The 22,743-nt window shown below is 71.0% G+C and carries 24 protein-coding genes; 13 read left to right on the top strand and 11 right to left on the bottom strand.

Annotated elements, in window-relative coordinates; all coding sequences use genetic code 11:
- Positions 1-6: 6 nt before the first annotated feature.
- The 4 genes from M4486_RS06350 (at position 7) to M4486_RS06335 (ending at position 3,633) form a co-directional block, all read left to right on the top strand.
- Positions 7-861, top strand: a complete 855-nt coding sequence (locus M4486_RS06350) for a helix-turn-helix transcriptional regulator (protein ID WP_249480312.1) — start codon at positions 7-9, stop codon at positions 859-861.
- A gap of 113 nt (positions 862-974) precedes the next feature.
- Positions 975-1,787, top strand: coding sequence for an aldo/keto reductase (locus M4486_RS06345; protein ID WP_249480311.1), 813 nt, complete (start codon positions 975-977; stop codon positions 1,785-1,787).
- A 13-nt stretch (positions 1,788-1,800) separates the two neighbouring features.
- Complete coding sequence (locus M4486_RS06340) at positions 1,801-2,370, top strand: cyclophilin-like fold protein (protein WP_249480310.1); 570 nt, start codon at positions 1,801-1,803, stop codon at positions 2,368-2,370.
- 45 nt (positions 2,371-2,415) lie between these two features.
- Positions 2,416-3,633 carry a multidrug effflux MFS transporter gene (locus M4486_RS06335; RefSeq protein WP_429798325.1) on the top strand — a complete coding sequence of 406 codons (1,218 nt, stop codon included), beginning with the start codon at positions 2,416-2,418 and terminating at the stop codon, positions 3,631-3,633.
- An 84-nt stretch (positions 3,634-3,717) separates the two neighbouring features.
- On the opposite strand, the gene M4486_RS06330 is transcribed toward M4486_RS06335, so the two are convergent.
- From M4486_RS06330 to M4486_RS06305, 6 genes are all read right to left on the bottom strand, one after another.
- Positions 3,718-4,740 carry a zinc-dependent alcohol dehydrogenase family protein gene (locus M4486_RS06330; RefSeq protein WP_249480308.1) on the bottom strand — a complete coding sequence of 341 codons (1,023 nt, stop codon included), beginning with the start codon at positions 4,738-4,740 and terminating at the stop codon, positions 3,718-3,720.
- A 135-nt stretch (positions 4,741-4,875) separates the two neighbouring features.
- Complete coding sequence (locus tag M4486_RS06325) at positions 4,876-6,120, bottom strand: multidrug effflux MFS transporter (protein ID WP_249480307.1); 1,245 nt, start codon at positions 6,118-6,120, stop codon at positions 4,876-4,878.
- Positions 6,117-7,010, bottom strand: coding sequence for an aldo/keto reductase (locus M4486_RS06320; protein ID WP_249480306.1), 894 nt, complete (start codon positions 7,008-7,010; stop codon positions 6,117-6,119). Before M4486_RS06320 ends, M4486_RS06325 begins: the two co-directional genes overlap by 4 nt.
- A gap of 25 nt (positions 7,011-7,035) precedes the next feature.
- The gene (locus tag M4486_RS06315; protein ID WP_249480305.1) at positions 7,036-7,878 is read right to left on the bottom strand and encodes an aldo/keto reductase; all 843 of its coding nucleotides are present in this window, start codon (positions 7,876-7,878) and stop codon (positions 7,036-7,038) included.
- 72 nt (positions 7,879-7,950) lie between these two features.
- Positions 7,951-8,640, bottom strand: a complete 690-nt coding sequence (locus M4486_RS06310) for an NADPH-dependent F420 reductase (protein ID WP_249480304.1) — start codon at positions 8,638-8,640, stop codon at positions 7,951-7,953.
- A 34-nt stretch (positions 8,641-8,674) separates the two neighbouring features.
- On the bottom strand, positions 8,675-9,049 hold the full coding sequence (locus M4486_RS06305) for a DUF2255 family protein (protein ID WP_249480303.1): 375 nt from the start codon (positions 9,047-9,049) through the stop codon (positions 8,675-8,677).
- Between the two features lie 36 nt (positions 9,050-9,085).
- Between M4486_RS06305 and M4486_RS06300 the strand changes: the two genes are divergently transcribed.
- The 5 genes from M4486_RS06300 to M4486_RS06280 all read left to right on the top strand — a co-directional run bounded on the left by M4486_RS06300 (position 9,086) and on the right by M4486_RS06280 (position 13,523).
- A complete protein-coding gene (locus M4486_RS06300) occupies positions 9,086-10,108 on the top strand; it encodes a helix-turn-helix transcriptional regulator (protein ID WP_429798324.1) in 1,023 nt (340 codons plus the stop codon).
- Between the two features lie 26 nt (positions 10,109-10,134).
- On the top strand, positions 10,135-10,497 hold the full coding sequence (locus M4486_RS06295) for an NAD(P)-binding domain-containing protein (protein WP_249480301.1): 363 nt from the start codon (positions 10,135-10,137) through the stop codon (positions 10,495-10,497).
- Positions 10,494-11,456 (top strand): NADP-dependent oxidoreductase, encoded by a 963-nt coding sequence (locus tag M4486_RS06290; RefSeq protein ID WP_249480300.1) that lies wholly within the window; start codon positions 10,494-10,496, stop codon positions 11,454-11,456. The genes M4486_RS06295 and M4486_RS06290 overlap by 4 nt, the downstream gene beginning before the upstream one ends.
- Before the next feature lie 176 nt (positions 11,457-11,632).
- Positions 11,633-12,475 carry a helix-turn-helix domain-containing protein gene (locus tag M4486_RS06285; protein ID WP_249480299.1) on the top strand — a complete coding sequence of 281 codons (843 nt, stop codon included), beginning with the start codon at positions 11,633-11,635 and terminating at the stop codon, positions 12,473-12,475.
- Between the two features lie 73 nt (positions 12,476-12,548).
- A complete protein-coding gene (locus tag M4486_RS06280; protein WP_249480298.1) occupies positions 12,549-13,523 on the top strand; it encodes an NAD-dependent epimerase/dehydratase family protein in 975 nt (324 codons plus the stop codon).
- Between the two features lie 70 nt (positions 13,524-13,593).
- On the opposite strand, the gene map is transcribed toward M4486_RS06280, so the two are convergent.
- The 5 genes from map to M4486_RS06255 form a co-directional block, all read right to left on the bottom strand.
- Positions 13,594-14,430 carry a type I methionyl aminopeptidase gene (gene map, locus M4486_RS06275; protein WP_249480297.1) on the bottom strand — a complete coding sequence of 279 codons (837 nt, stop codon included), beginning with the start codon at positions 14,428-14,430 and terminating at the stop codon, positions 13,594-13,596.
- Positions 14,427-15,467 carry a COX15/CtaA family protein gene (locus M4486_RS06270; RefSeq protein ID WP_249480296.1) on the bottom strand — a complete coding sequence of 347 codons (1,041 nt, stop codon included), beginning with the start codon at positions 15,465-15,467 and terminating at the stop codon, positions 14,427-14,429. Before M4486_RS06270 ends, map begins: the two co-directional genes overlap by 4 nt.
- A gap of 97 nt (positions 15,468-15,564) precedes the next feature.
- Complete coding sequence (locus M4486_RS06265; RefSeq protein ID WP_249480295.1) at positions 15,565-16,341, bottom strand: ABC transporter permease; 777 nt, start codon at positions 16,339-16,341, stop codon at positions 15,565-15,567.
- Positions 16,338-17,213: an ABC transporter ATP-binding protein gene (locus M4486_RS06260; RefSeq protein ID WP_249480294.1), complete on the bottom strand. Its 876-nt coding sequence runs from the start codon at positions 17,211-17,213 to the stop codon at positions 16,338-16,340. Before M4486_RS06260 ends, M4486_RS06265 begins: the two co-directional genes overlap by 4 nt.
- A 160-nt stretch (positions 17,214-17,373) precedes the next feature.
- Entirely contained in the window at positions 17,374-18,429 is a 1,056-nt protein-coding gene (locus tag M4486_RS06255; RefSeq protein WP_249480293.1) for a glutathione S-transferase family protein, read from the bottom strand.
- A gap of 313 nt (positions 18,430-18,742) precedes the next feature.
- On the opposite strand from M4486_RS06255, the gene M4486_RS06250 reads away from it, so the two are divergent.
- Genes M4486_RS06250 through M4486_RS06235 form a run of 4 tightly spaced genes read left to right on the top strand, consistent with a single transcriptional unit; the run spans position 18,743 to position 22,699 of the window.
- Complete coding sequence (locus tag M4486_RS06250; protein ID WP_249480292.1) at positions 18,743-19,588, top strand: helix-turn-helix transcriptional regulator; 846 nt, start codon at positions 18,743-18,745, stop codon at positions 19,586-19,588.
- The gene (gene sufB / locus M4486_RS06245; protein WP_200500587.1) at positions 19,585-21,015 is read left to right on the top strand and encodes a Fe-S cluster assembly protein SufB; all 1,431 of its coding nucleotides are present in this window, start codon (positions 19,585-19,587) and stop codon (positions 21,013-21,015) included. The genes M4486_RS06250 and sufB overlap by 4 nt, the downstream gene beginning before the upstream one ends.
- Positions 21,015-22,355, top strand: a complete 1,341-nt coding sequence (gene sufD / locus M4486_RS06240; RefSeq protein ID WP_249480291.1) for a Fe-S cluster assembly protein SufD — start codon at positions 21,015-21,017, stop codon at positions 22,353-22,355. Before sufB ends, sufD begins: the two co-directional genes overlap by 1 nt.
- Complete coding sequence (locus M4486_RS06235; protein ID WP_152353072.1) at positions 22,355-22,699, top strand: non-heme iron oxygenase ferredoxin subunit; 345 nt, start codon at positions 22,355-22,357, stop codon at positions 22,697-22,699. Before sufD ends, M4486_RS06235 begins: the two co-directional genes overlap by 1 nt.
- Positions 22,700-22,743 lie beyond the last annotated feature (44 nt).

Genomic DNA, 22,743 nt, shown 5'->3' with positions numbered 1-22,743 from the left:
CGACGCATGAGCACGAAGGACGAGATCCGCGACTTCCTGACCTCGCGGCGGGCGAACGTGACGCTCGAGCAGGCCGGGCTGCCCGACTGGGGCGACGAGCGCCGGGTGCCGGGTCTGCGCCGCGAGGAGGTCGCGCAGCTGGCCGGCGTGACGGCGGACTACTACACGCGCCTGGAGCGGGGGAACCTGCAGGGCGCGTCGGACAGCGTGCTGAACGCGCTCGCGCGGGCGCTGCGGCTGAGCGACGTGGAGCGCGAGCACCTGTTCGCCCTCGCCCGGCCGGTCCCGTCCAGGGAGAGGCCGGCCCCGGCGAAGGGGGTGCGGGAGTCATTGCAGCGGATGCTGGACTCGTTCACCGGCCCGGCGGTGATCTACGACGTGACCCAGGAGATCGTGGCGTCCAACGTGCTGGGCCGGGCGCTGTTCGCGCCGCTGTACGAGGCGGGGCGGCCGAACATGGCCCGGTTCACGTTCCTGGACTCCCGTGCGCCGGAGTTCTACCAGGACTGGCTCCTGGTGTGCTCGATGACGGCGGCGACGCTGCGGTTGGAGGTGGGCCGGGATCCGCTGAACGAGGAGCTGACTGCGTTGATCGGCGAGCTGTCCACGCGCAGTCCGCAGTTCCGGCGTGACTGGGCCGACAACGACGTGCACGAGCACCGGACCGGCACCAAGGGCTATCGGCACCCTGTTGTGGGCGAGCTGGAGCTGCAGTTCGACAACCTCGAAGCGCCGGGGGAGCCGGGGCTGCAGATCCTCGCCTACACCGCCGAGCTCGGGAGCCCGTCGGCGGAGAAGCTGACGATGCTCGCCTCCTGGGCCGCCAGCCAGGAGCTGGGAGACCGAGCCGAGGGGGAGTGATCCCGCTGGCCGGGGGTGACTGACAGGTCCTCTCACCCCGGGGCGGGTCCGGGAGACGCTTGATGCGGCGGCGCGAGAACGCGCCGCCGCATCCCGCATGGAAGGACCTGGTCGTGACGATCCCCGCCCTGGAGCTCCGCGACGGCAGCCGCATCCCGCAGCTCGGCTTCGGTGTCTGGCAGATCACCGGCCGCCGCACCGTCCCGACGGTCGCCGCGGCGCTGGAGGCCGGCTATCGGCACGTCGACACCGCCGCCGCCTACGGCAACGAGCGCGGCGTCGGCGAGGCGATCCGTGGCTCCGGGATTCAGCGCGAGGACCTGTTCGTCACCACGAAGCTCGACACGTCCGACATGGGCCGGGCGCGCGCGGCACTCGAGGAGAGCCTCGAGGAGCTGGGCCTGGAGCAGGTCGACCTGTACCTGATCCACTGGCCCGTGCCCCGGCACCGGCTCCGCTTCGATGCCTGGGAGGCGATGCAGCGGGCGCAGGCCGACGGGCTGGTCCGCTCGATCGGGGTCTCGAACTTCACCGAGAAGTACCTGCAGGAACTCGTTGACCTCGGCGGTGCGGTGCCCGCGGTGAACCAGGTCGAGTATCACCCGGGCTACCAGCAGCGCCGGCTTCAGCAGTTCGCCGCCGAGCACGGCATCGCCACCGAGGCGTACTCGCCGCTGGGCATGGGCTCCGGACCGAAGAACGAGGCGGTGGCGCGGATCGCCGACACGTACAGCCGGACGCCGGCGCAGGTGATCCTGCGCTGGCACCTGCAGCAGGGCCGGATCGCGATCCCGAAGACAGCCACGGCCTCGCGCATCGTCGAGAACTTCGCCGTGACGGGCTTCCAGCTCTCCGCCGACGACATGGCGGCCATCGACTCCCTGGACACCGGCCGGTACGTCGGCTGGGACCCCGAGCACGTCTGAGAGAGGACACGACATGCGCAACGCCACCAAGACCACTACCGCCTTCGCGGCCTCCGCGGTCGCTCTCGCCCTCGCGCTGACCGGCTGCTCCGGCGAGTCGAGCGCGGACCAGGGCACGGCGGCCCCGACCCCGTCGCAGAGCTCCCCGCAGGCGGGCGACGGCGGCTCCACCGCCCCGAGCCCGGCCCCGTCGGACTCGCAGGACGGGTTGCGGACGCTCTCGGGCCACAGGGTCTCGATGACCGTGGACGGGCACGACTACACGATGACTCTCTACGACAACCCGACGGCGGACTCGCTGCTGGAACAGCTCCCTCTCACGGTCACGTCCGACGACTACCCCGGCTACGACGAGAAAGTCCTCCGCCTGGAGAAAGGCCTGTCGATGGAGGACGCGCCGAAGGGCGACGACCCGCAGCACCCGGAGGTCGGCTGGTACCAGCCCGGCGGGTGGATCGCGCTCTACTACGGCCACATCGGCTACTTCGACGGCAAGGTCCCGCTCGGGCGGATCGACGCCACCGACGACCAGCTGCGCAGCATCCCCGTCGGCGCGGACGTCACCTTCGAGATCCAGGACTGAGAAAGACACGTCCCCATGACCACCACCACGACTCCGCATAGTTGCATGGCGTCGCGCCTGCTGCCCTGGTTGCTGCTCCTGCTGACGACCTTCGGGCCCATCTCGATGGACCTCTACCTCCCGGCGCTGCCCGCGCTCACCCGCGAGCTCGGCGCGCACACCTCCATCGCCCAGCTGACCGTGACGGCCTGCCTGATCGGCCTCGCCGCCGGGCAGCTCGTCTCCGGACCGATCTCCGACCAATTCGGACGCCGCCTGATCCTCCTCGTCGGCGTGATCGCCTACATCGTCATGTCGGTCCTGTGCGCCGTCAGCCCGAGCGTCGAGGTCCTCATCGCGGTGCGTTTCGTGCAGGGTCTGGCCGGGGGAGTGGGCATCGTCATCGCCCAGGCCGCAGGCCGCGACGTCTTCGACGGCAAGGAGCTGATCCGCTTCTACGGCCGCCTCGCGGTGACCGGGTCGATGGCAGCGATCGTCGGCCCCATGCTTGGCGGCCTGCTCACCTCGGTCGTCGACTGGCGGGGGCTGTTCGTGTTCCTGGCCGTCCTCGGCGCGCTGATCCTGGTCGCGGTGCTCGTGATGTTCCGCGAGACGTTGCCCGTCGAGCGGCGCACCAGCGGCGGCTTCGCCCAGACGGCGCGGGACTACCGGACGCTGTTCGGCGACCGGGTGTTCGTCGGCGCGGTGCTGAACCAGGGCTTCATGTACGCCGCCGTGTTCGCTTACCTGGCGGGCTCCACGTTCGTGCTGCAGGACATCTACGGGCTCTCCCCGCAGCGGTACGCGGCGTGCTTCGCGCTCAACAACGTCGGCGGGGTGATCGCGGGCTGGCTCGGCGGACGCCTCTCCGAGCGCTGGAGCGTCGTCGGTGCCCTCGTGATCGGCATCGTCGTCGGCGGACTGGGAGCGCTCGGTCTCCTCGTCGCCGGGCTCGTCCACGTGCCTGTCGGCGTGGTCATCGCTGCACTGTTCTTCCTGGCGTTCGGCGTGCTGGTCTCCGGCCCGCCCGCCACGACCCTCGCCCTGGCCGAGTACCCGCAGATGGCCGGTACCGCGGGATCGGTGCTCGGCACCGTCCGCTTCGGCTTCGGCGGCGTCGCAGCCCCGCTCGTCGGCCTCGCCGGCTCCCTGAGCATTCTTCCGCTCGGGCTCGTCACCACTGGAGCGGTGCTCCTCGCTGGCGCGTCGTGCCTGATGCTGATCGGCAGGACGCGGCTGCCACAGGAGGAGGAGTCCTCCGCCGTCGGCACTGCGTCGACCTGAACTTTGTGTTCGGATCCGGGCCCGACTCCGTGCGGAAATCAAAGGGCGGGCCAGGCCACCGTTCCGGACACATCCGCGAGCAGTTCAGAGAGTGAGCAGAACCTTGGTGGCGCGGCGCTCGTCCATCGCCTTGTAGCCCTCGGCAGCCCGTTCGATGGGCAGCTCGAGGTCGAAGACGACGCCGGGGTCGATCTGGTCGGTCATGATCAGGTCGATCAGCTCGGGCAGGAACCGTCGCACCGGAGCGGGGCCGCCGAGCAGGCTCACGGTGGCGAAGAACAGGTCCTGTCCCTGGAGCTCGACGCCGTGGGAGACGCCGACGTAGCCGACGTGGCCGCCGGGGCGGGTCGCGCCGATGGCCTGCGCCATGGACTCCTGGGTGCCGACGGCCTCGATGGTGGAGTGCGCTCCGTAGCCGCCCGTGAGCTCCTTGATCCTGGCGATTCCCTCCTCGCCGCGCTCCTCGACGATGTCGGTCGCGCCGAATTGCGTGGCGAGGTCCTGGCGGTCGGTGTGGCGGGACATCGCGATGATCCGCTCCGCGCCGAGGCGCTTGGCAGCGAGGATGCCGAGGAGGCCGACGGCTCCGTCGCCGACGACGGCGACGGTCTTGCCGGGGCCGGCCTCGGCGGCCACGGCGGCGAACCAGCCGGTGCCGAGGACGTCGGAGGCGGCCAGCAGGCTCTTCGTCTGGGCCGCCGTCGGTGTGCCGGGGACCTTCACCAGGGTGCCGTCGGCCAGCGGGATGCGGGCATAGTCGGCCTGGGTGCCGATCGCGCCCATCATGACCTGGTGGACGCAGCGGGACTGGAAGCCCGCCTGGCAGATCTCGCAGGTGTTGTCGGAGGCGACGAACGAGCCGACGACGAGGTCGCCGACCGCGATGTCCTTCACCTCGTCCCCGATCTCCTCGACGACGCCGATGTACTCGTGGCCCATCGGGGAGGGCCGGTCCACGTTCTCGATGCCGCGGTAGGGCCACAGGTCGGAGCCGCAGATGCAGGCGGCGGTGACGCGGATGACCGCGTCGGTGGGTTCGACGACGGCGGCCTTGGCGACCTCATCGGTGCGGACGTCTCCGGGGGCGTGCATGACGACTGCGCGCATGAGCTTGACTCCTCAGGTTCTCGATCATTCGACCCGTCTACGACACCACCTCCGGGACCGGGATGGGAGTCCCTGTCAGGGCCCCCGTCCCGGAGTCGCGCTCGTCGGATCGTCGCCTGCTCGTCCGCCGCGATCTCAGCGTGCCTCCCGAGCCGGCGGCGCATCCCGCGTGCGGACGAGGGAGAGGGCTGCCAAGGACGCCGTCATGACCGCGATGCTGAGCACCCCGAGGGTGGTGCCGATGCGGGCGTCGCCGAAGAGGCCGACGACCGGGGCGGCAGCAGCGCCGAAGGCGTACCGGGCGAGGCCGAGCAGCGAGGACGCGGACCCGGCGGCATCCGGGTTGGCCGCCATGCCCAGGGAGGTGGCCGCCGTCGTGGCCGCGGCGATACCGGACACCATCACCAGCAGCGCGGCCATCATCGCCGCGAGCGGCAGGTGGAGCAGGGCCGTGGCGAGGACACCAGCAGACCCGGCCAGGCCGACGACCACGCTGAGCAGGAGCGACCTCCCGGTGGACCAGATCGTGCCGACCCGGCCGGCCAGCCAGCCGAAGAGCATGTAGACGCCGGAGATGATCCCGATCAGCACCGAGTAGGCCTGCGGGCCGACGCCGTACGTGGATTGGAGGATGAACGTCGATCCGGACAGGTAGGCGAAGAGCCCTCCGTTGACGAGGCCCATCACGAGCACGATGCCGAGGAACCTGCGATCTGCCAGCAGACCGAGCACCGAGACGTCCCTGCCTCCTCCGAGTCTCCTCCGCTCCGGTCGCAGCGTCTCGGGCAGGCCGAGCACCACGGCCAGCAGAACGACCGCGCCGAGGATCGTCAGGGCGAGAAAGGTACCGCGCCAGTCGGTGAACAGGGCGAGCAGCCCGCCGAAGACCGGGCTGATCGCGCCTGCGAGGCCCGACAGGACGGTGAACCGTCCGTAGTAGGCGACCAGCCGGTCGCCCGAGTAGACGTCGCGGCCGGCCGCCAGGGCGATGACCACGCCGGTGGACGCGGCCACGCCCTGCAGCAGTCGGCCGACCAGCAGCACCTCGATCGATGGGGCGGCCGCGCACAGGAGCGACGTCACCACGTAGGCGACGACGCCGACCAGCAAAGGCAACCGACGTCCGTACCGATCCGACAGGGGACCGGCGACGAGCTGACCAGCGGCCAGGCCGATCAGGCAGCCCGTGATCGTCAGCTGGGCCAGCGCCGTCGTCGTCTCCAGGTCGTGGGTGAGCCCCGGAAGCACCGGGAGGTACAGGTTCATCGAGAACGGTCCGAACACGGCCAGCAGGCCGAGCACGACCGCTACGACGAGCGGTCTGCGTGTCCCCGCAGCCGGTCGTGGTCCGGCCGAGCGATGCTCCACAGCGGCCCTCATGCCTCGGGGATCACCATCGGCGACTCATCGGGGTCCAAGGTCTCCGGGTCGGGTCCGCCGCGATGGCCGGTGTCGAGTGCATCGATGGCGTCGAGCTCGACCGTGGTGAGCTCGAAGTCGAAGACGTCGAAGTTCTCCGCGATGCGTCCGGGGTCGGTGGACTTCGGGATCGCGGACCGGCCCTGGTCCAGGTGCCAGCGCAGCATCGTCTGCGCCGGAGTCTTGCCGTGCGAGCGCGCGATCTCCTGGATCGTCGTGTCGTCCAGGGTGCTCCTGCGATCGTCCCCGAAGCCGGGGTAGAAGGTGATCCCGCCGATCGGCGACCACGCCTGCGACACGATTCCGTGCTCCTGGTTCGCCTGCTGGGCGGCGGTCTGCCGGAAGTAGGGGTGGATCTCGATCTGGTTGACCGCGGGCACCACGTCGGCGGCGGCGAGGAGCCGCTCCAGGTGCTCGGGCATGAAGTTACTGACCCCGATCGCGCGCACCCTGCCTTCCGCCAGGAGCGATTCCAGGCCCTTGTAGGCGTCGATCGTGCGCTCGAAGCGCAGCGGGACGGGCTGGTGAAGGATCAGCAGATCGATCATCTCGACGCCGAGCTTGCCGGCGGCCTTGTCGAACGCATGCCGGGTCGCCTCGTAGCCGTAGTCGGTGGCCCAGACCTTGGTCTCGACGAAGACCTCGTCCCGGCCGAGTCCGGAGCGGCGGATGCCCTCGCCGACCTCGCGCTCGTTGCCGTAGGCGGCGGCGGTGTCGATGTGCCGGTATCCGGTGGCCAGGGCGGTCTCGACCGCCGTCGCCGTCTCCTCCGGCGGGGACTGGAAGACGCCGAAGCCAAGAGCGGGCATCGTCACGCCGTTGTTCGTGGTCACGGATGGAACGGTGGTCATGAGGGTGTCTCCTTCGCAGTTGTGCTCATTCGAGTCCGCGGAGCATCTCGAGCATCCGCGGGTCACGGTGGGTGAAGCCGGCGATCGGCTGCTGACGATCGAGGTCGGCGATGCGTTCCATCTCGTCGCCGCTGAGCGAGAAGTCGAAGACGTCGAGGTTCTCCCGCAGCCGATCCTCATGCGTCGACTTGGCGACCACGGCGATGTCGCGCTGGATCAGCCAGCGCAGCATCACCTGCGCGACCGTCCTGCCATGCGCCGCGGCGATCTCCGCCAGGGCCGGGTCGCCGTGCGCCTCAGGGTCTCCCTGGACGAGAGGCGCCCACGCCTGGAGCACGGTGCCATGCCGGCGGGCGAGGTCGAGCATGTCCTTCTGCTGGTTGAACACGTGCGTCTCGCGCTGGTCGACCGCCGGAACGATCCGGTTGTGGGCGACGAGGTCGGCGTAGCGGTCGGGATAGAAGTTGGACACGCCGATCGCGCGGACGAGGCCCTCGTCGAGGAGGTCCTCCATCGCCCGCCATGCGCCGTAGTAGTCGCCGAAGGGCTGGTGGATCAGCCACAGATCGAGGCGGTCGAGGCCCAGCTCGTCCAGGGAGACCCGGAGGGCGTCCTTGGTCTGCTGGTAGCCGTGGTCCTTGAACCACAGCTTGGTGGTCACGAACAGCTCCTCGCGCGGCACCCCCGATTCTGCGATCGCGCGGCCAACGGCTTCCTCGTTGTAGTAGCGGGAGGCGGTGTCGATGAGCCGGTAGCCGGCATCGAGGGCCTTCGGCACGGTCTCGAGGACCTGCTCGTCGTTCATCTGGAAGACGCCGAGGCCGAGCTGGGGCATCTCGACGCCGTTGTTCAGGGTGATGGACTGCATCTGCTTCCTGCTCTCTGTCTCGTCATGGGGTCGGGAGGGGAGGGCACGGCCGTGCTGCTCCCAGTGCGCGGTTCACGCCCCGCGGACGACCTTGATGTTGAAGTCGAAGGTGTCCAGGACTCCGGCGAGGGTGAAGTAGAGACGCGAGTACATCTCCGCGCCTCGGGCACCGGTGATGCCGCCGAGATCGATGATCGCGCCGGTGGGCCAGCCGAAACCCTCGAGCAGGCTGCGCACGGCGGCCTTCGCGTCCTCGTGGTCCCCGGCGACGAAGACGCTGTGCTCGCCCGGCACCCGGGACGGATCCACCATGACGGGGAAGGCGACCGAGTTCAGGGACTTGACGACCTTCGCCTCGGGGTAGGTGCGCTGGATCTGCTCGGCGAGGCTGTCGGTGTTCGCCACTGTCAGCGTGGGCGGCATGCCCTGCGACAGGTCCAGGGGCAGCGCGACGTCCAGCAGGACCTTGCCGTCCAGATTCTCCGCGCCGACGGCCTCGAGGGCCGTGAGGGAATTCGCGCCGTTGGTCGCGTTGAGGACGATCTCGCCGAATGCGCCGGCCTCGGCGAACGGGAGCAGCTGGATGTCGGTGTGCTCCTGCTGCCACTGGGAGTAGGGCGGATTGCCGAACACGTCCGGCTCGGTGCGGGCGAGCGTGTTCTCGACGCTGCGGGTGCCGACGGCGACCTCGTGGCCGAGGGTGGCGAGGGCCGCGGCGAGGGTGCGGCCGACGCCGCCGGTGCCGATGACTGCGATCTTCATGGGTGGATACTCATTCCGTTCTTCGTGGGGTGGTTCAGACTGCGGGCGCGACGTCGACCGTGGCGGCGCGGGCGCGGGAGGAGACCATGGGCGGGAGGTACGGGCTGCCGGCGTACTTCTCCTCGTAGGCCTGGTCGATCCGGTCGTCGAGGGCGGGGTCGGCGGGGGCGAAGGCGACGTCGTGGGTGGCGCCCGCGGCGTCGATGCGGCCGGCGCGCTGGGCGATCGCCGAGCGGTGCCAGCGGCCGTCGGTGCCGTGGTAGGCACGGACGAACAGCCGTCCCTCGACGACCACCGACCAGATCCACGTCGGGGTGCCGTAGGTCCTCCCGTCCTCACGGAAGGGATAGATGTGCAGGTCGTCGGTGGATGCGATCTTCTCGATGACGTCCGTCGGCCATGCGGGCATGGGGTCCTCCTTCGTCGATTGCGACGCCTCGCGCGCATGCTGCGCCGCGTCGTCCTCATCCATCGTGGGACGGGCCGGGTGCGCCTGACAGGCACTGTCGGGGACCCCCAGGGGCGGAACAGCGGCCGTAGCCTGGAACGCATGGAGATCAAGCGAGAGGTCAGGGACTTCCTGATGAGCCGACGCGCCCGGGTCACGCCGCAGATGGCCGGGCTGCCCTACGCCGGGGGCGGCGACCGGCGCGTTCCGGGGCTGCGTCGCGAGGAGGTCGCGATGCTCGCGGGCGTGAGCGTCGAGTACTACACGCGGATGGAGCGCGGCGCCCTCGGCGGCGCGTCGGAGAGCGTGCTCGAGGCGCTCGTGTGGGTGCTGCAGCTCGACGACGACGAGCGAGCGCATCTCCACGACTTGGCCCGCAGCGTCGGAGCGCCGTCCCGGACGCGGGAGAGGCCCGGGCGGGAACCGGCGGTCACCGATGCGGTGCAGCAGGTGCTCGACTCGATGAGCGTGCCCGCGGTGGTGATGAACACGCGGATGGACCTGGTCGCTGCCAATGACCTCGGCCGCGCGCTCTACCCGGGGCCGTTCAGCATGGCTGGTCAGGCGAACTTCGCCCGCTTCGCGTTCCTGGACTCCCGGGCCGCCGACTTCTACGCCGACTTCGAGGGGGCGAAGAACTTCACCGTCTCCTTGCTGCGCGCCGCGGCGGGACGGGACCCGCTGGACACCGAGCTCAGCAACCTGATCGGCGAGCTCGCCGCCCGCAGCCAGGACTTCTCGGCCCGGTGGGGCAAGCACAACGTGCACCGCCACACCCAGGGCCGCAAGACCTTCCACCACCCCGGTGTGGGGACGCTCGAACTCGTCTACACCGACCTCGCGCTGCCGGGGGATCCCACGATCTCCATGACGACGTACACAGCGGCCCCGGACAGTCCCAGCGCGGACGCGCTCGAGCTGCTGGGAGCCTGGGCGCGGACGCAGCAGGAGGAGCAGGGCCGCGCGGAGGCCGGCCCCGACTCGCGCGAGCAGGAGCAGGGGAGCGCGCACCACGGCTGACCCTCTCCCTCGACCCCTCGCAGGGCATGCCGCCCGCCCTGACGGTGGCGGACACCGACAGCCTCGGCGAGCGGATCCAGCGCGCATTCCCCGACGCCCGCGTCGTCACGTCCCTCAGCACCGTCCTGGCCGACCTGATGGTGGAACCATCCCGTCTGCCCGGACCCCACAGCATCTTCGTCGCCGGCGACGACACTGACGCCAAGGCCACGGTCCGGGGCCTGCTGGAAGCCTCCGGCTGGCCCGCGGCGGAGATCATCGACCTCGGCAGCATCACCGCCGCACGCGGGGCCGAGATGTACGCCGGCCTGTCCTTCGCCCTGTTCGGGGCGTTGGGCACCTTCGAGTTCAACATCGCCGTCATTCACCGAGCAGGAGCAGAAGCATGAGCACAAAGATTCTCCAGCACGCCTTCGGAGGCCCCGAGGTCCTCGAGATCATCGATGCGCCAGCACCGACCGCCGCCGATCTCGGCCCGGGCGACGTTCTCGTCGCCGTCACCGCGGCGGGCGTCAACACGATCGACGTCATGACCCGCGAGGGCGGAGGCATGGCGGCGGCCGGGGTCGTCACGCTGCCGTTCACCCCCGGCTGGGACGTCGCCGGCACCGTCGAGGCAGTCGGCGCTGACGTCACCGGCCTCGAGGTCTGCCAGCGTGTTCTCGGGCTGGCCCGGTTCCCGCGCGAAGGCAGCGCGTACGCCGAGCACGCGGTCGTCCCCGCCGATGACCTCGCTCTGACGCCGGAGAGCCTGACCGATGAGCAGGCCGGGGCGCTGCCGATGGCGGCGATGACGGCCTGGCAGGCCTTCGCCGACACGACCTCGGTCGGGCCCGGGCAGCGCGTGCTCATCACCGGGGCCGGTGGAGGGGTCGGCCACCTCGCCGTCCAGATCGCCCACCTCCTCGGCGCGCACGTCGTCGCGATCGCCAGCGAGGGCAAGCACGACTGGCTGCGAGGTCTCGGCGCGGACGAGACGGTCGACTACCGCGATCCCGAGGCCGTCGGGGCCCTGGCGGGAAGCGTGGATGTCGCGCTGAGCCTCGCCGCCGGCTCACGCGAGGCGGCGCTGCGGGCCGTGCGCCCCGGAGGGACGCTCGTCGCTCTCGGCGGGGGAGCCGGGGACCTCGAGGCGGACGCGGAGCGCGCCGGCGTCCGGTTCGCCGCCACCCACGTCCACACCCAGCGCGAGTGGCTCGAAGGCGTCGTCCGCCTGGCCGCCGACGGCGAGCTGGTGCCGACGGTCTCCGAGACGTTCGCGCTCGCCGACGTCGCCGATGCCCACCGGGCCGTGGAGTCAGGTCACAGCACCGGCAAGGTCGTCCTGCTCACCACGCCCCAGCTCTGACCCACGCACGCGTCGAGGAGGGACGAGACGCTCCATGACCGACCACTTCACGCTGAACAACGGCGTCGAGATCCCGGCGACGAGGTTCGGCCCGATGACCGACCCGACAGGGTTCGATGCCGGGTGCACCTGACAGGGACTCCCGCAGGGCGCTGACGCCCGCTTACCGTTGTGGCATGACCTCGAAGGACGAAGCGCGAGCGTTCCTAGTCTCCCGCCGCGCCCAGATCACGCCCGCCGAAGCCGGCGTGCACGACCACGGAGACGAGCGGCGGGTCCCAGGGCTGCGGCGCGAGGAGGTCGCAGAGCTGGCCGGCGTCAGTGTCGGGTATTACAAGCGGCTCGAGCGCGGCGAGCTCGGCGGCGCATCGGAGAGCGTCCTCGACGCGGTCGCGAGGGCCCTTCGCCTCACGAACATCGAGCGCGAGCATCTTCTCGACCTCGCACGGCAGGCCTCGACGTCCCCGTCGCGGTCCGAAGTGCACGGGACCGCCGAGGTCCGGGCGTCCCTGCGCCGCCTCGTCGAGAGCATGGGCGTCCCGGCGATCGTCCAGACACCGCGTCTTGACCTGGTCGCGGCCAACGACCTGGCCCGTGCACTGTTCTCGCCCGTCTTCGAGGCGCAGGAGCCGAACTTCGCGCGGTTCAACTACCTCGACCCGCGCGCCCGGGACTTCTACGTCGACTGGCCGCTGGCGCGGCGCACAGGGGCGGCGATCCTGCGCCGGGAAGCGGGCAGGGACCCGCGGGACAAGGGTCTGACCGAGTTCATCGGGGAGCTGACGACGCTCAGCCCGCTGTTCCGCGAGGACTGGGCCCGGCTCGACGTGCACGAGCACCGCACCGGCACGAAGCGGTTCGTCCATCCGGACGTCGGTCGTCTCGACCTGGCCTTCGAGGTGCTGGAAACGCCCGGCGACTCAACGCATCGGCTCGTCACCTACAGCGCCGAGCCCGGCACCGAGGCCGACGAGAAGCTCGCGATCCTCGGCAGTCTCGCCGCCGAGCGCCGCCCCTGATCCCCCTGACCGGAACCATCCGGGCGCTCCTCGGCCAACCGGCCGCGCCCGACCCTGAACAAGGAGAGAGCACATGAAGATCGTCGTCATCGGCGGATCCGGGCACATCGGCACGTTCCTGGTCCCGCGCCTCGTGCGCGCCGGCCACGACGTCGTCAGCATGACCCGGTCCGGGCGCACGCGGTACGCGGCGTCCCCCGAGTGGGAGGAGGTCACGCACGTCGCCGTCGACCGCGAGGAGCAGGACACTGACGGGACCTTCGGACGGACCGTCCTGGCGCAGCGCCCGGACGTCGTCATCGACCTGCTCTGCTTCACCATCGAGTCCGCCACCGCGCTCGTGGACGCGCTGCGGGGCGAGGTCGGTCATCTCCTCCACTGCGGCTCGCTCTTCCGCTACGGCCCGACGGTCAAGTACCCCATCCACGAGGGCGGCGGGACCGAGGCGATCGACGAGTACGGCCGCCAGAAGGACGCCATCGCCCGGATGCTCATCGCCGAGTCCGCCTCGCCGGGTGGCCTCACGACCACGTCGATCCATCCGGGGCACATCGTGGGCCCGGGCTGGCTGCCCATCAACCCCCTCGGCAACACCGACGTGAGCGCGTGGCACCGCATCTCCTCCGGCACGCCGCTGCGGGTGCCCAGCCAGGGCGGCGACACGATGCACCACGTCCACGCCGACGACGTCGCGCAGCTGTTCCAGCTCGCGGTGGAGAACCGCGAGGCGGCGGCCGGCGAGGACTTCCACGCCGTGGCCCCGTCCGCGCTGACCGTCCGCGGCTACACCGGGATCGCCGGCGGCTGGTTCGGTCGGCCGGGCGAGATCGAGCCGATCACCTGGGAGCAGTACCGCAGCGAGACCACCGAGGCCTTCGCCCAGCACAGCTGGGACCACCTCCACCGCAGCCACTACCTCAGCATCGACAAGCCGAAGTCCGTGCTCGGCTATGCCTCTGCCTACGAGCCCGAGCAGGCGATCCTCGAGTCCGTGCGCTGGTTGATCGAGCACGGCGAGCTTGAGGTGGCACGCCCGCTCCGGGTCTGAGCGGGACGCCGGGTGTCGGGCGGGACGATCCCCGCTCACCGCATGCGCGGACGTGCCGCGCGCGCGGACGTCACCGCGGCGGCGCGACCCCCACGGGAAGGTCCTCGCCCTCACGAGCGGTGAGCACGATCGGCTCGCCGTCGGTGACCTGCAGGGTGTGCTCGGCGTGCGCGCCTCGCGAGCCGTCGTCGGACATGACCGACCACCCGTCCCGGTCCGTGATGTGCACGGCGTCGGTCGAGTGCATGAGGAACGGCTCGACCGTGAGCAGCATGCCCGCCTCGAGCACCGGTCCCGTCCCGGCCGTGCCGTGGTTCGGGACGAAGGGCGCCTCGTGCATCGTGCGTCCCACGCCGTGCCCGCCGAACTCGTGGTTGATCACGTGGCCCAGGCGCTGCGCGGCGTCCTCGACGGCACGGCCGATGTCGCCCACGTGCGCGCCCGCGCGGACCTCCGCGATACCCGCCCACATGGTCGTCTCGACGTCGGGGATGAGGGCGAGGTCCGCCGGGTCGGCGGCGCTCCGCGGTCCGACCACGAAGGACAGCGCCGAATCCGCGACCCAGCCCTCGAGCTCCACCGCGAAGTCCAGGGAGAGCAGATCACCGGCCTCGAGCACGCGCTCGTACGGCCTGCCGTGCAGCACGGTGTCGTTGACCGAGGTGCACATGACGCGGCCGAAGGGGTAGGCCCCGAACCGAGGATGGTAGTCGAGGTAGCAGCTGGTCGCGCCCGCCTCTCGGATCATCCGATGCGCCTCGGCGTCGATGTCCAGCAGGGAGTCGCCGGCGGCCACGGTCTCGCGCAGGTGCGAGAGGACGTCGGCGACGAACCGCCCGGCGGGGGCGGCCTCGGCGGTCGTGGGCCGCTCCGGTGCGGGGCGCTGGCGGCGACGACGCAGGATCATCGGCGACGCGCCTCCTCGTCGGCCGACGTCGCCGGGCTCGTCGCGCCGGCGACCACGTGCACGTCGGCGGCGGACGGGGCGAGGTCGGTCCACGAGAAGCAGGTCGAGACGATCGCGGTGACGGCCGCGGTGAACAGCGCGGCACCGGTCATGTGGAGGCCGACGAGTACCTCGGGCAGTCCGGTGAAGTACTGCGTGTAGCCGATGACGGCCTGCAGCAGGGTGACCGCGACGACGAGCCAGGCGGTGCGACGGGGGCGGCGCGGGGCCTTCATGAGGTGCAGGCACAGCACCAGGCCGACGAGCAGGCCGCAGAACAGCATCACCGAGTCCGCGTGCAGCCAGGAGACGGTGCGCGGGTCCAGGCCCAGCCGCAGCGTGGCGCCGATGTCGCCCGAGTGCGGCCCGGAGTTCGTGGTGAGGGTCCCCAGGAACAGCACGGCGGCGGCGACGACGGCCATCACCGCGGACAGCGCGACGAGCGGGGTCGGCACCACGCGGCGCAGCCGCCCGTCGCCGTCGTGGACCCGGACCACGAGGATCGCCGAGACCACCACCAGGGCGATCGAGATGAGGAAGTGCGGGGCGACGGCGATCGGGTGCAGGTCGAGCTTCACGACCGCCATCCCGACGATCGCCTGCGCCGCGGTGCCGACGAGCGGGAGGATCGAGAGCACGATGAAGGAGGTGCCCTTCCGGCGCAGCCACAGCAGCGCGACCACGAGCAGCGCGATCGCGAAGATGCCGAGCACCCCGGTGAGCGTGCGGTTGCCGAACTCGATGAACGGGCGGATGCCCATGTCCGGCGAGTAGCGGGGCGTGAACTGGCCGGGCTCGCAGCTGGGCCACGTGGTGCACCCCAGTCCGGACTTCGTCAGCCGCACCACGCCGCCGGTGACGATGATGCCCATCTGGCAGATGAGGTTCCCCCAGAAGACCACCTGCACGAGTCGGCGCTTCCACGGCGCGAGCGCGGCGAGGGAGGCGGAGACGGTGCCGGGGCGGGCGGAGCCGGACGCGACGGGGGCGGTGGTCATGGGGCGGTCCTCGCGAGTGGGAAGGGACGACGGGGCGATGAGGGGGCGGTGATCGCAGGCGCGATCGGCACCTGGTCGGGGCTGCTCACTCGGGTGCTCACGCGGAGGTCCAGCGGAACCAGCGGGCCACGGCGAGGGACGCCGCGACCGCCCAGAGCACGAGCACCACGAGCGAGCCGACGGGGAAATGCCCGCCCGCCAGGACGGCGCGCAGCAGCTCGCCGAGCGCCCCGGAGGGCAGCAGGTCGACGAGGCCGCCGAGCATGCGCGGGTAGGCGGCCGAGGGGATCGCGACACCGCCCACGGCCACGAACAGCACGAACAGGACGTTGGAGACGGCGAGGACGGCCTCGGTGCGCAGCGTGCCGGCGACCAGCAGGCCGAGGGCCCCGAAGGCGATGGTGCCCACGAGCCAGATCGGGACGGCCTCGAGCAGCCCGACCGGATGGGGCCTCCACCCCAGGATCAGCGCGATCACGCCCAGCACCACGACCTGCAGCACGTGCACGCAGAGCGTCGCGAGGATCTTGCCGGCGAGGTAGCCGTCACGGCCCAGCGGCGTGGTCGCGATCCAGCGCAGCACCCCGCCGCGGCGGTCGAAGCCGGTCTGGATGGCCTGCGAGGTGAAGGAGGTGGAGATCAGGGCGGTCGCGGCGGTGGCGGCGACCGCGGTGTCGATCGAGGCGAGGCCGTCGACGCGGCCGACGGGCACGAAGCGCAGTGCGAGCAGCACGAGCGCGGGCATGAGGATCGCGACCATGAGCTGCTCGCCGTTGGTCAGCAGGATGCGGGCCTCGAGCCCGGCGTGGGCGAGGATGCGGCGAGTTCTCGGCGCGGGCGCCGCGCGGTGCTCGGTGGCGGGGACCGTGGTCATCGGGCGTGCTCCTGCGCTTCTCGCTCGTCGATGAGATCCAGCAGGACGCTCTCGAGGTCGGCGGCGCCGCCGGTCGTGATCTCGAGCTCGGCGCCGTGTCGGGCGGCCGTCTCGCGCAGATCCTTCGCGAGGACGTCGGCCATCGAGGGGTCGATGCCGCGGGCGCGGGCGCTGAGCGTGAGCGTCGCGTCGGGGGCGCGGTGGGCGGCGATCACCTCGTCGACGGTCCCGGCGGCGACGGTGCGTCCGTCGGAGATGACGACGACCTGGTCGGCGAGCCCCTCGACGTCGTCCATGAGGTGCGTGGTGAGGAGGACCGCGGTGCCGGTGCGGGCGAGCGCCCTGATCAGGTCGCGCACGGTGCGGCGGATCGCCGGGTCCATGCCGGCCGTCGGCTCGTCGAGGAACACCAGCTCGGGGCGGCCGATGATCGCGAGCGCCAGGGCGAGGCGCTGGCGCTGCCCGCCGGAGAGACGCCGCACGAGCGTGCCGCCGAACTCGGTGATGCCCAGGTGCTCGGCGACCTCGTCGACCGCGAGCGGGTCGGCGTAGAGCTCCGCGCCGTAGCGCAGCAGCTGCAGGGCGGTCGCGCCGGAGGCGAGCCCGCCGTCCTGGATCATCACGCCCACCCGCGCCCGCAGCTCGGCGCCCGCGCGCCACGGGTCCTCGCCGAGCACGCGCACGGTGCCGGCGTCGGGATGCAGCAGACCGGTCGCGCAGCCGATGGTGGTGGTCTTGCCGGCGCCGTTGGGACCGAGCAGTGCGGTGACCTCGCCGTGGCGCGCGCAGAACTCGACGCCGTCCAGGGCGCGCACGGAGCCGAAGCTGCGCGTGAGGCCCTGGGCCTCGAGAGCGGGGGAGTGGTCGTTCATGACGCCGACCATGCTAGGCCCCCGCTCCCGGGAGGTCCCTGCACCTGTGACCCGGCTCCATCCATTGGGCCCGGCCTCATCCGACGGGCCCGACCTCATCCAACGGGCCCGACCTCATCCCACGGGCCGGACCTCTCGGCCCCCGGGACGTCGGGGAGCCTCAGCGACCCGTCGGATGCAGGGGAGTGTGCGCGGGATCGACGACCTCGTCGGCCTTCGGAGGCAGCGGCGCCGTGCCGCCGGGGCCCCAGGTGTCGGTGTCGAAGCGGTCGCGGTCGTGGGGCTCGAGGAAGATCGAGGTGTCCGGTCCCAGCGGCACGATCTGCGTGGGGTTCAGATCGGTCTGCACCACGTAGTAGTGCTCCTTGATGTGCTGGAAGTCGACGGTGTCGCCGAAGCCCGGCGTCTGGAACAGGTCCTTCGTGTAGTTCCAGAGGTTGGGCATGCTCGCGAGCGGCTGACGGTTCGCCTTGAAGTGCGAGTGGTAGACGGGATCGAAGCGCACCAGGGTCGGGAACAGGCGCACGTCGGCCTCGGTGATCGCGGGGCCCATGAGATAGCGCGAGCGGGAGAGCCGGTCCTCGAGCGCGTCGAGGCTCTCCCAGAGGTCCGTGTACGCCTTCTCGTAGGTCTCCTGCGAGCCGGCGAACCCGGTCTTGTACACGCCGTTGTTCACGTGGTGCAGCACCCAGTGGTTGAGCTCGTCGATCTCCCCGCGCTGCCCCTCGGGGTAGAGGTCGGGCGCGCCCTCGCGGTGGAAGTCCGTCCACTGGGTCGCGAAGTCCAGGGTGATCCGGTTGAAGTCGTTGGTGACCACGCCGCCGGTGGGGACGTCCACCATCGCGGGCACGGTGATGCCGCGCGGGTAGTCGGGGTACCGGGCGAAGTAGGCCTGCTGGAGGCGCTCGATGCCCAGCACCGGATCCTTGCCGCCCGGGTCGAGGTCGAAGGTCCACGAGCGCTTGTCGTGCGTGGGGCCGGCGATCGCCATCGAGATCGCGTCCTCGAGGCCCAGCAGGCGGCGCGAGATGATCGTGCGGTTGGCCCAGGGGCAGGCGCGCGAGACGGCGAGGCGGTAGCGGCCCGCCTCGACGGGCCACGGGCTCGACCCGTCGGACGTGATGCGGTCGGGGATGTAGTTCATGTCGCGATCGAAGGCCTCGCCCGCGTGGACGTACGAGCCGGTCTGGTCGTGGGGGTCCTTCTCCATCTCCATGTCTCCTCCTCCGTGACGGTCCGGGGCGTCTCCCGGACACCGACCATGATAGTTGAAGGATGAACTATGTGCACGGGGTGCGGGGCGCGGGGCGCAGGGGCGATGCGACAAGGGTTGCGGCGCCGATCGTCGGGTCGGATCGCCGGTGCGCCTCGATGCGCTGCCGCGCCGCCGACCTGCGGTGAGCCTTCCCTAACGTGGGCAGACGCACGTCGGCCCTTCGATGCCCCCTGCCTTTTCGCAACGTTCGGGTTGTAAAATCGGGCATGTCGGCGTCGCCCGCGTCGACCCCGCAAGGGAAGGAGGGCATCCGATGGCAGCGCACGCAGCGGCGCAGCAGCGCGACTCCGCCGCGCCGCACGGAACTCGAGAACAGCCCGACCACCAGGACCAGGCCGAGCACCAGGACCGGACCGGTCACCCGGACGACACCGAGCAGCACGATCGGGCCGAGCACCGGGACACCCGCGAGCGGCTCATCGATGCGATCTCCGCCCACGGCCCGATCTCGGCCCGAGCCCTCGCCGAGATGTTCGGCCTCACCAGCGCAGCCGTTCGTCGGCATCTCTCCGCCCTCGAGGCCGACGGCGTGATCGAGGAGCACGACGTCCCCGTGCACCAGCGCGGGCGCGGACGCCCCTCCAAGAGCTTCGTGCTCTCGGCCTCCGCGCACGAGGACCTCGGGAGCGAGTACGACGATCTGGCGATGCTCGCGCTCGACGAGCTCGCCCGCCGCGGCGGGGGAGAGGCGCTCACGCATCTCGCCTGCGCACGCGTCGCCCCCTGGGAGGAGGACCTCTCCGCCCGCGTCGACGAGCTCGAGGAGGCGGGCGAGGAGGTCTCCCGCGCGCGCCGCGTCGAGATCCTCGCCGACATCCTCACCGAGCGCGGCTACGCCGCCACGGTGCGCCCCGTGACCGTGACCATCCCGGCCTCCGGCACGTCCGGCAGGCCGCGTACGGTGGAGACCGCCCAGCTGGTCCAGGGCCACTGCCCGATCCAGGACGTCGCCGCTCGCCACCCCGAGCTGTGCGAGGCGGAGACCACGGCCATCGGCCGGATGGCGGGAGCGCCCGTCCAGAGACTCGCGACACTGGCAGGCGGCGCCCACGCCTGCACGACCCACATTCCGCTCACGGAGGGAAACACACCACGATGACGAGTGCACCCGAGCAGCAGATGAGCCAGGACGAGATCATCTCGTCCATCGGCAACTACGCCTTCGGCTGGCACGACGAGGACGCCGCCGGCGCCTCGGCCCGCCGCGGGCTGAACGAGGAGGTCGTGCGCGACATCTCCGCGAAGAAGAGCGAGCCCGAGTGGATGCTCGAGCGCCGCCTGAAGGGCCTGCGCCTGTTCGACAAGAAGCCGATGCCCCAGTGGGGCGCCGACCTCTCCGGGATCGACTTCGAGAACATCAAGTACTTCGTCCGCTCGACGGAGAAGCAGGCCGCGTCCTGGGACGACCTCCCGGACGACATCAAGGAGACCTACGACCGCCTGGGCATCCCCGAGGCCGAGAAGCAGCGCCTCGTGGCCGGCGTCGCCGCCCAGTACGAGTCCGAGGTCGTCTACCACCAGATCCGCGAGGACCTCGAGGCCCAGGGCGTCATCTTCATGGACACCGACACCGGCCTGAAGGAGCACCCGGAGCTCTTCGAGGAGTACTTCGGCACCGTCATCCCCGCCGGTGACAACAAGTTCTCCGCCCTGAACACCGCGGTGTGGTCCGGCGGCTCCTTCGTCTACGTCCCGCCGGGCGTGCACGTGGAGATCCCGCTCCAGGCCTACTTCCGGATCAACACCGAGAACATGGGCCAGTTCGAGCGCACCCTGATCATCGCCGACGAGGGCTCGTACGTGCACTACGTCGAGGGCTGCACCGCGCCGATCTACCAGACCGACTCGCTGCACAGCGCCGTCGTCGAGATCGTCGTGAAGAAGAACGCCCGCGTGCGCTACACGACCATCCAGAACTGGTCGAACAACGTGTACAACCTCGTCACCAAGCGCACCACCGTCGAAGAGGGCGGGACCATGGAGTGGGTCGACGGCAACATCGGCTCCAAGGTCACCATGAAGTACCCCGCGGTGTGGCTGATGGGCGAGCACGCCCGCGGCGAGACCCTGTCGATCGCCTTCGCGGGCGAGAACCAGCACCAGGACACCGGCTCGAAGATGGTGCACATGGCGCCGCACACCTCGAGCTCGATCGTCTCGAAGTCGGTCTCGCGCGGCGGCGGCCGCTCGAGCTACCGCGGGCTCGTGCAGGTGATGCCGGGCGCCGAGCACAGCGCCTCGACCGTGCTGTGCGATGCCCTGCTGGTGGACACGATCTCCCGCACCGACACCTACCCCTACGTCGACGTGCGCGTCGACGACGTGCAGATGGGCCATGAGGCCACCGTCTCCAAGGTCTCCGAGGAGCAGCTCTTCTACCTGATGAGCCGCGGCATGGAGGAGACCGAGGCGATGGCGATGATCGTGCGCGGGTTCATCGAGCCCATCGCGCGCGAGCTGCCCATGGAGTACGCGCTCGAGCTGAACCGCCTGATCGAACTGCAGATGGAAGGAGCCGTCGGCTGATGACGACGACCGATGTGAAGGGTCCCGAGAGCTCGGGGGACGAGCAGGCCAACGAGGCGGTCGGCGGCGCCGCGGGCGCCGCGCCTGTCGCCGCTCAGGACGTGCTCGTCGAGGACGAGGACCGCGGCGAGGCCGGGCGCACCGTCCGGGCGGAGCTCGAGGACGAGGGCATCGCACTGCCCGGCTCCCCGGCCTCCGGAGAGGATTCGCACGCCACCCGCGCGAACCGGGTGCGCTCCTTCGAGGTCGCGGACTTCTCCCGGCCGACGTCCAAGGACGAGGAGTGGCGCTTCACGCCGCTGCGTGTGCTCTCCCCGCTGTTCGAGGACCTGCCCACCGAGGACCTCGAGGGCGATCCGGCCGTCGCCTACGAGGTCGGCGTCCCCGAGGGTGCGCCCGAGGCCTCGACTCTCGCCCCGGGCCAGAGCCCGCGCGGCACCGCGCTCGTGCCCGAGGACATCGTCTCCGCGGTGGCCTCGGCCCGCACCGAGCAGGCGCTGCACCTGCGCGCTCCCCGCGGCGCCGAGCTCTCCGACCCGTTCCGCGTGGCGATCGCCGGACGCGGCGCCGAGCGCCGCGGCAACGCCCACGTGGTGCTGGAGACCGAGGAGTCGTCCGTCGCGACCTTCGTGCTGGACCACACGGGCAGCGCGCGGTTCGCCGAGAACGTCGAGATGATCGTCGGCGACAACTCGCAGATGACCGTGATCTCCCTGCAGAACTGGGACGACGACGCGCTGCACATCTCGGCCCACCACTCGCGCCTGGGACGCGATGCGCGTCTGAAGCACATCGTGGTGACCCTCGGCGGCCGGGCGGTGCGCATCAACGCGATCGGCGAGTTCAGCGCCCCCGGCTCGGAGCTCGAGAAGCTGGGCCTGTACTTCTCCGACGAGGGCCAGTTCCTCGAGCACCGCATCTTCGTGGACCACGCGGCCCCGAAGTGCACCTCGAACTCGGCCTACAAGGGCGCGCTGCAGGGCAAGGGCGCGCGCTCGGTCTGGGTGGGCGACGTGCTCATCCGCAAGGAGGCCGAGGGCACCAGCACCTACGAGCTCAACCGCAACCTCGTGCTCACCGAGGGCGCCCGCGCCGACTCGGTGCCGAACCTCGAGATCGAGACCGGGGAGATCGAGGGCGCCGGCCACGCCGCCGCCACCGGTCGCTTCGACGACGAGCAGCTGTTCTACCTGCGCGCCCGCGGCATCCCCGAGCTTGAGGCCCGCAGGCTCGTCGTCCGCGGCTTCTTCGCCGAGCTGATCCAGCAGATCGACGTCCCCGAGATCCGCGAGGCCCTCACCGACTCGATCGAGGCGGAGCTGCAGCGGAGCATGAACTGATGAGCGACTCCTTCGTCCCCGTCGCGCGCCTCACGGACCTCGCCCCCGGCGAAGCCCTGGGCCTCGAGGTCTCCGGCCTCGAGATCGCCCTGGTGCGCGACGAGGACGGGGGAGTGCACGCCCTCGCGGACATCTGCTCCCACGACGACGTCGCGCTGTCCGACGGCGACGTCGAGGGATGCACGCTGGAGTGCTGGAAGCACGGGAGCCAGTTCGACCTGGTGACCGGACGCCCCCTCCAGCTGCCCGCCGTCCGTCCCGTCCCCGTCTATCCCGTCCGCGTCGACGCGGACGGCCAGATCGCCGTCGACCCCGAGCACGCGCTCACCGGGTCCGCGGGCTGAGCGGCCGTCCTCCCGACGCACCGAACGTCCTGTCACTTCCGAAG

Origin of the sequence: Brachybacterium kimchii, assembly GCF_023373525.1 — a bacterium.
In the GTDB taxonomy this organism is placed as follows: Bacteria; Actinomycetota; Actinomycetes; order Actinomycetales; family Dermabacteraceae; genus Brachybacterium; species Brachybacterium kimchii.
The sequence above is the reverse complement of the archived record's forward strand: the minus strand, read 5'-3'. Positions and strand labels throughout refer to the sequence as shown.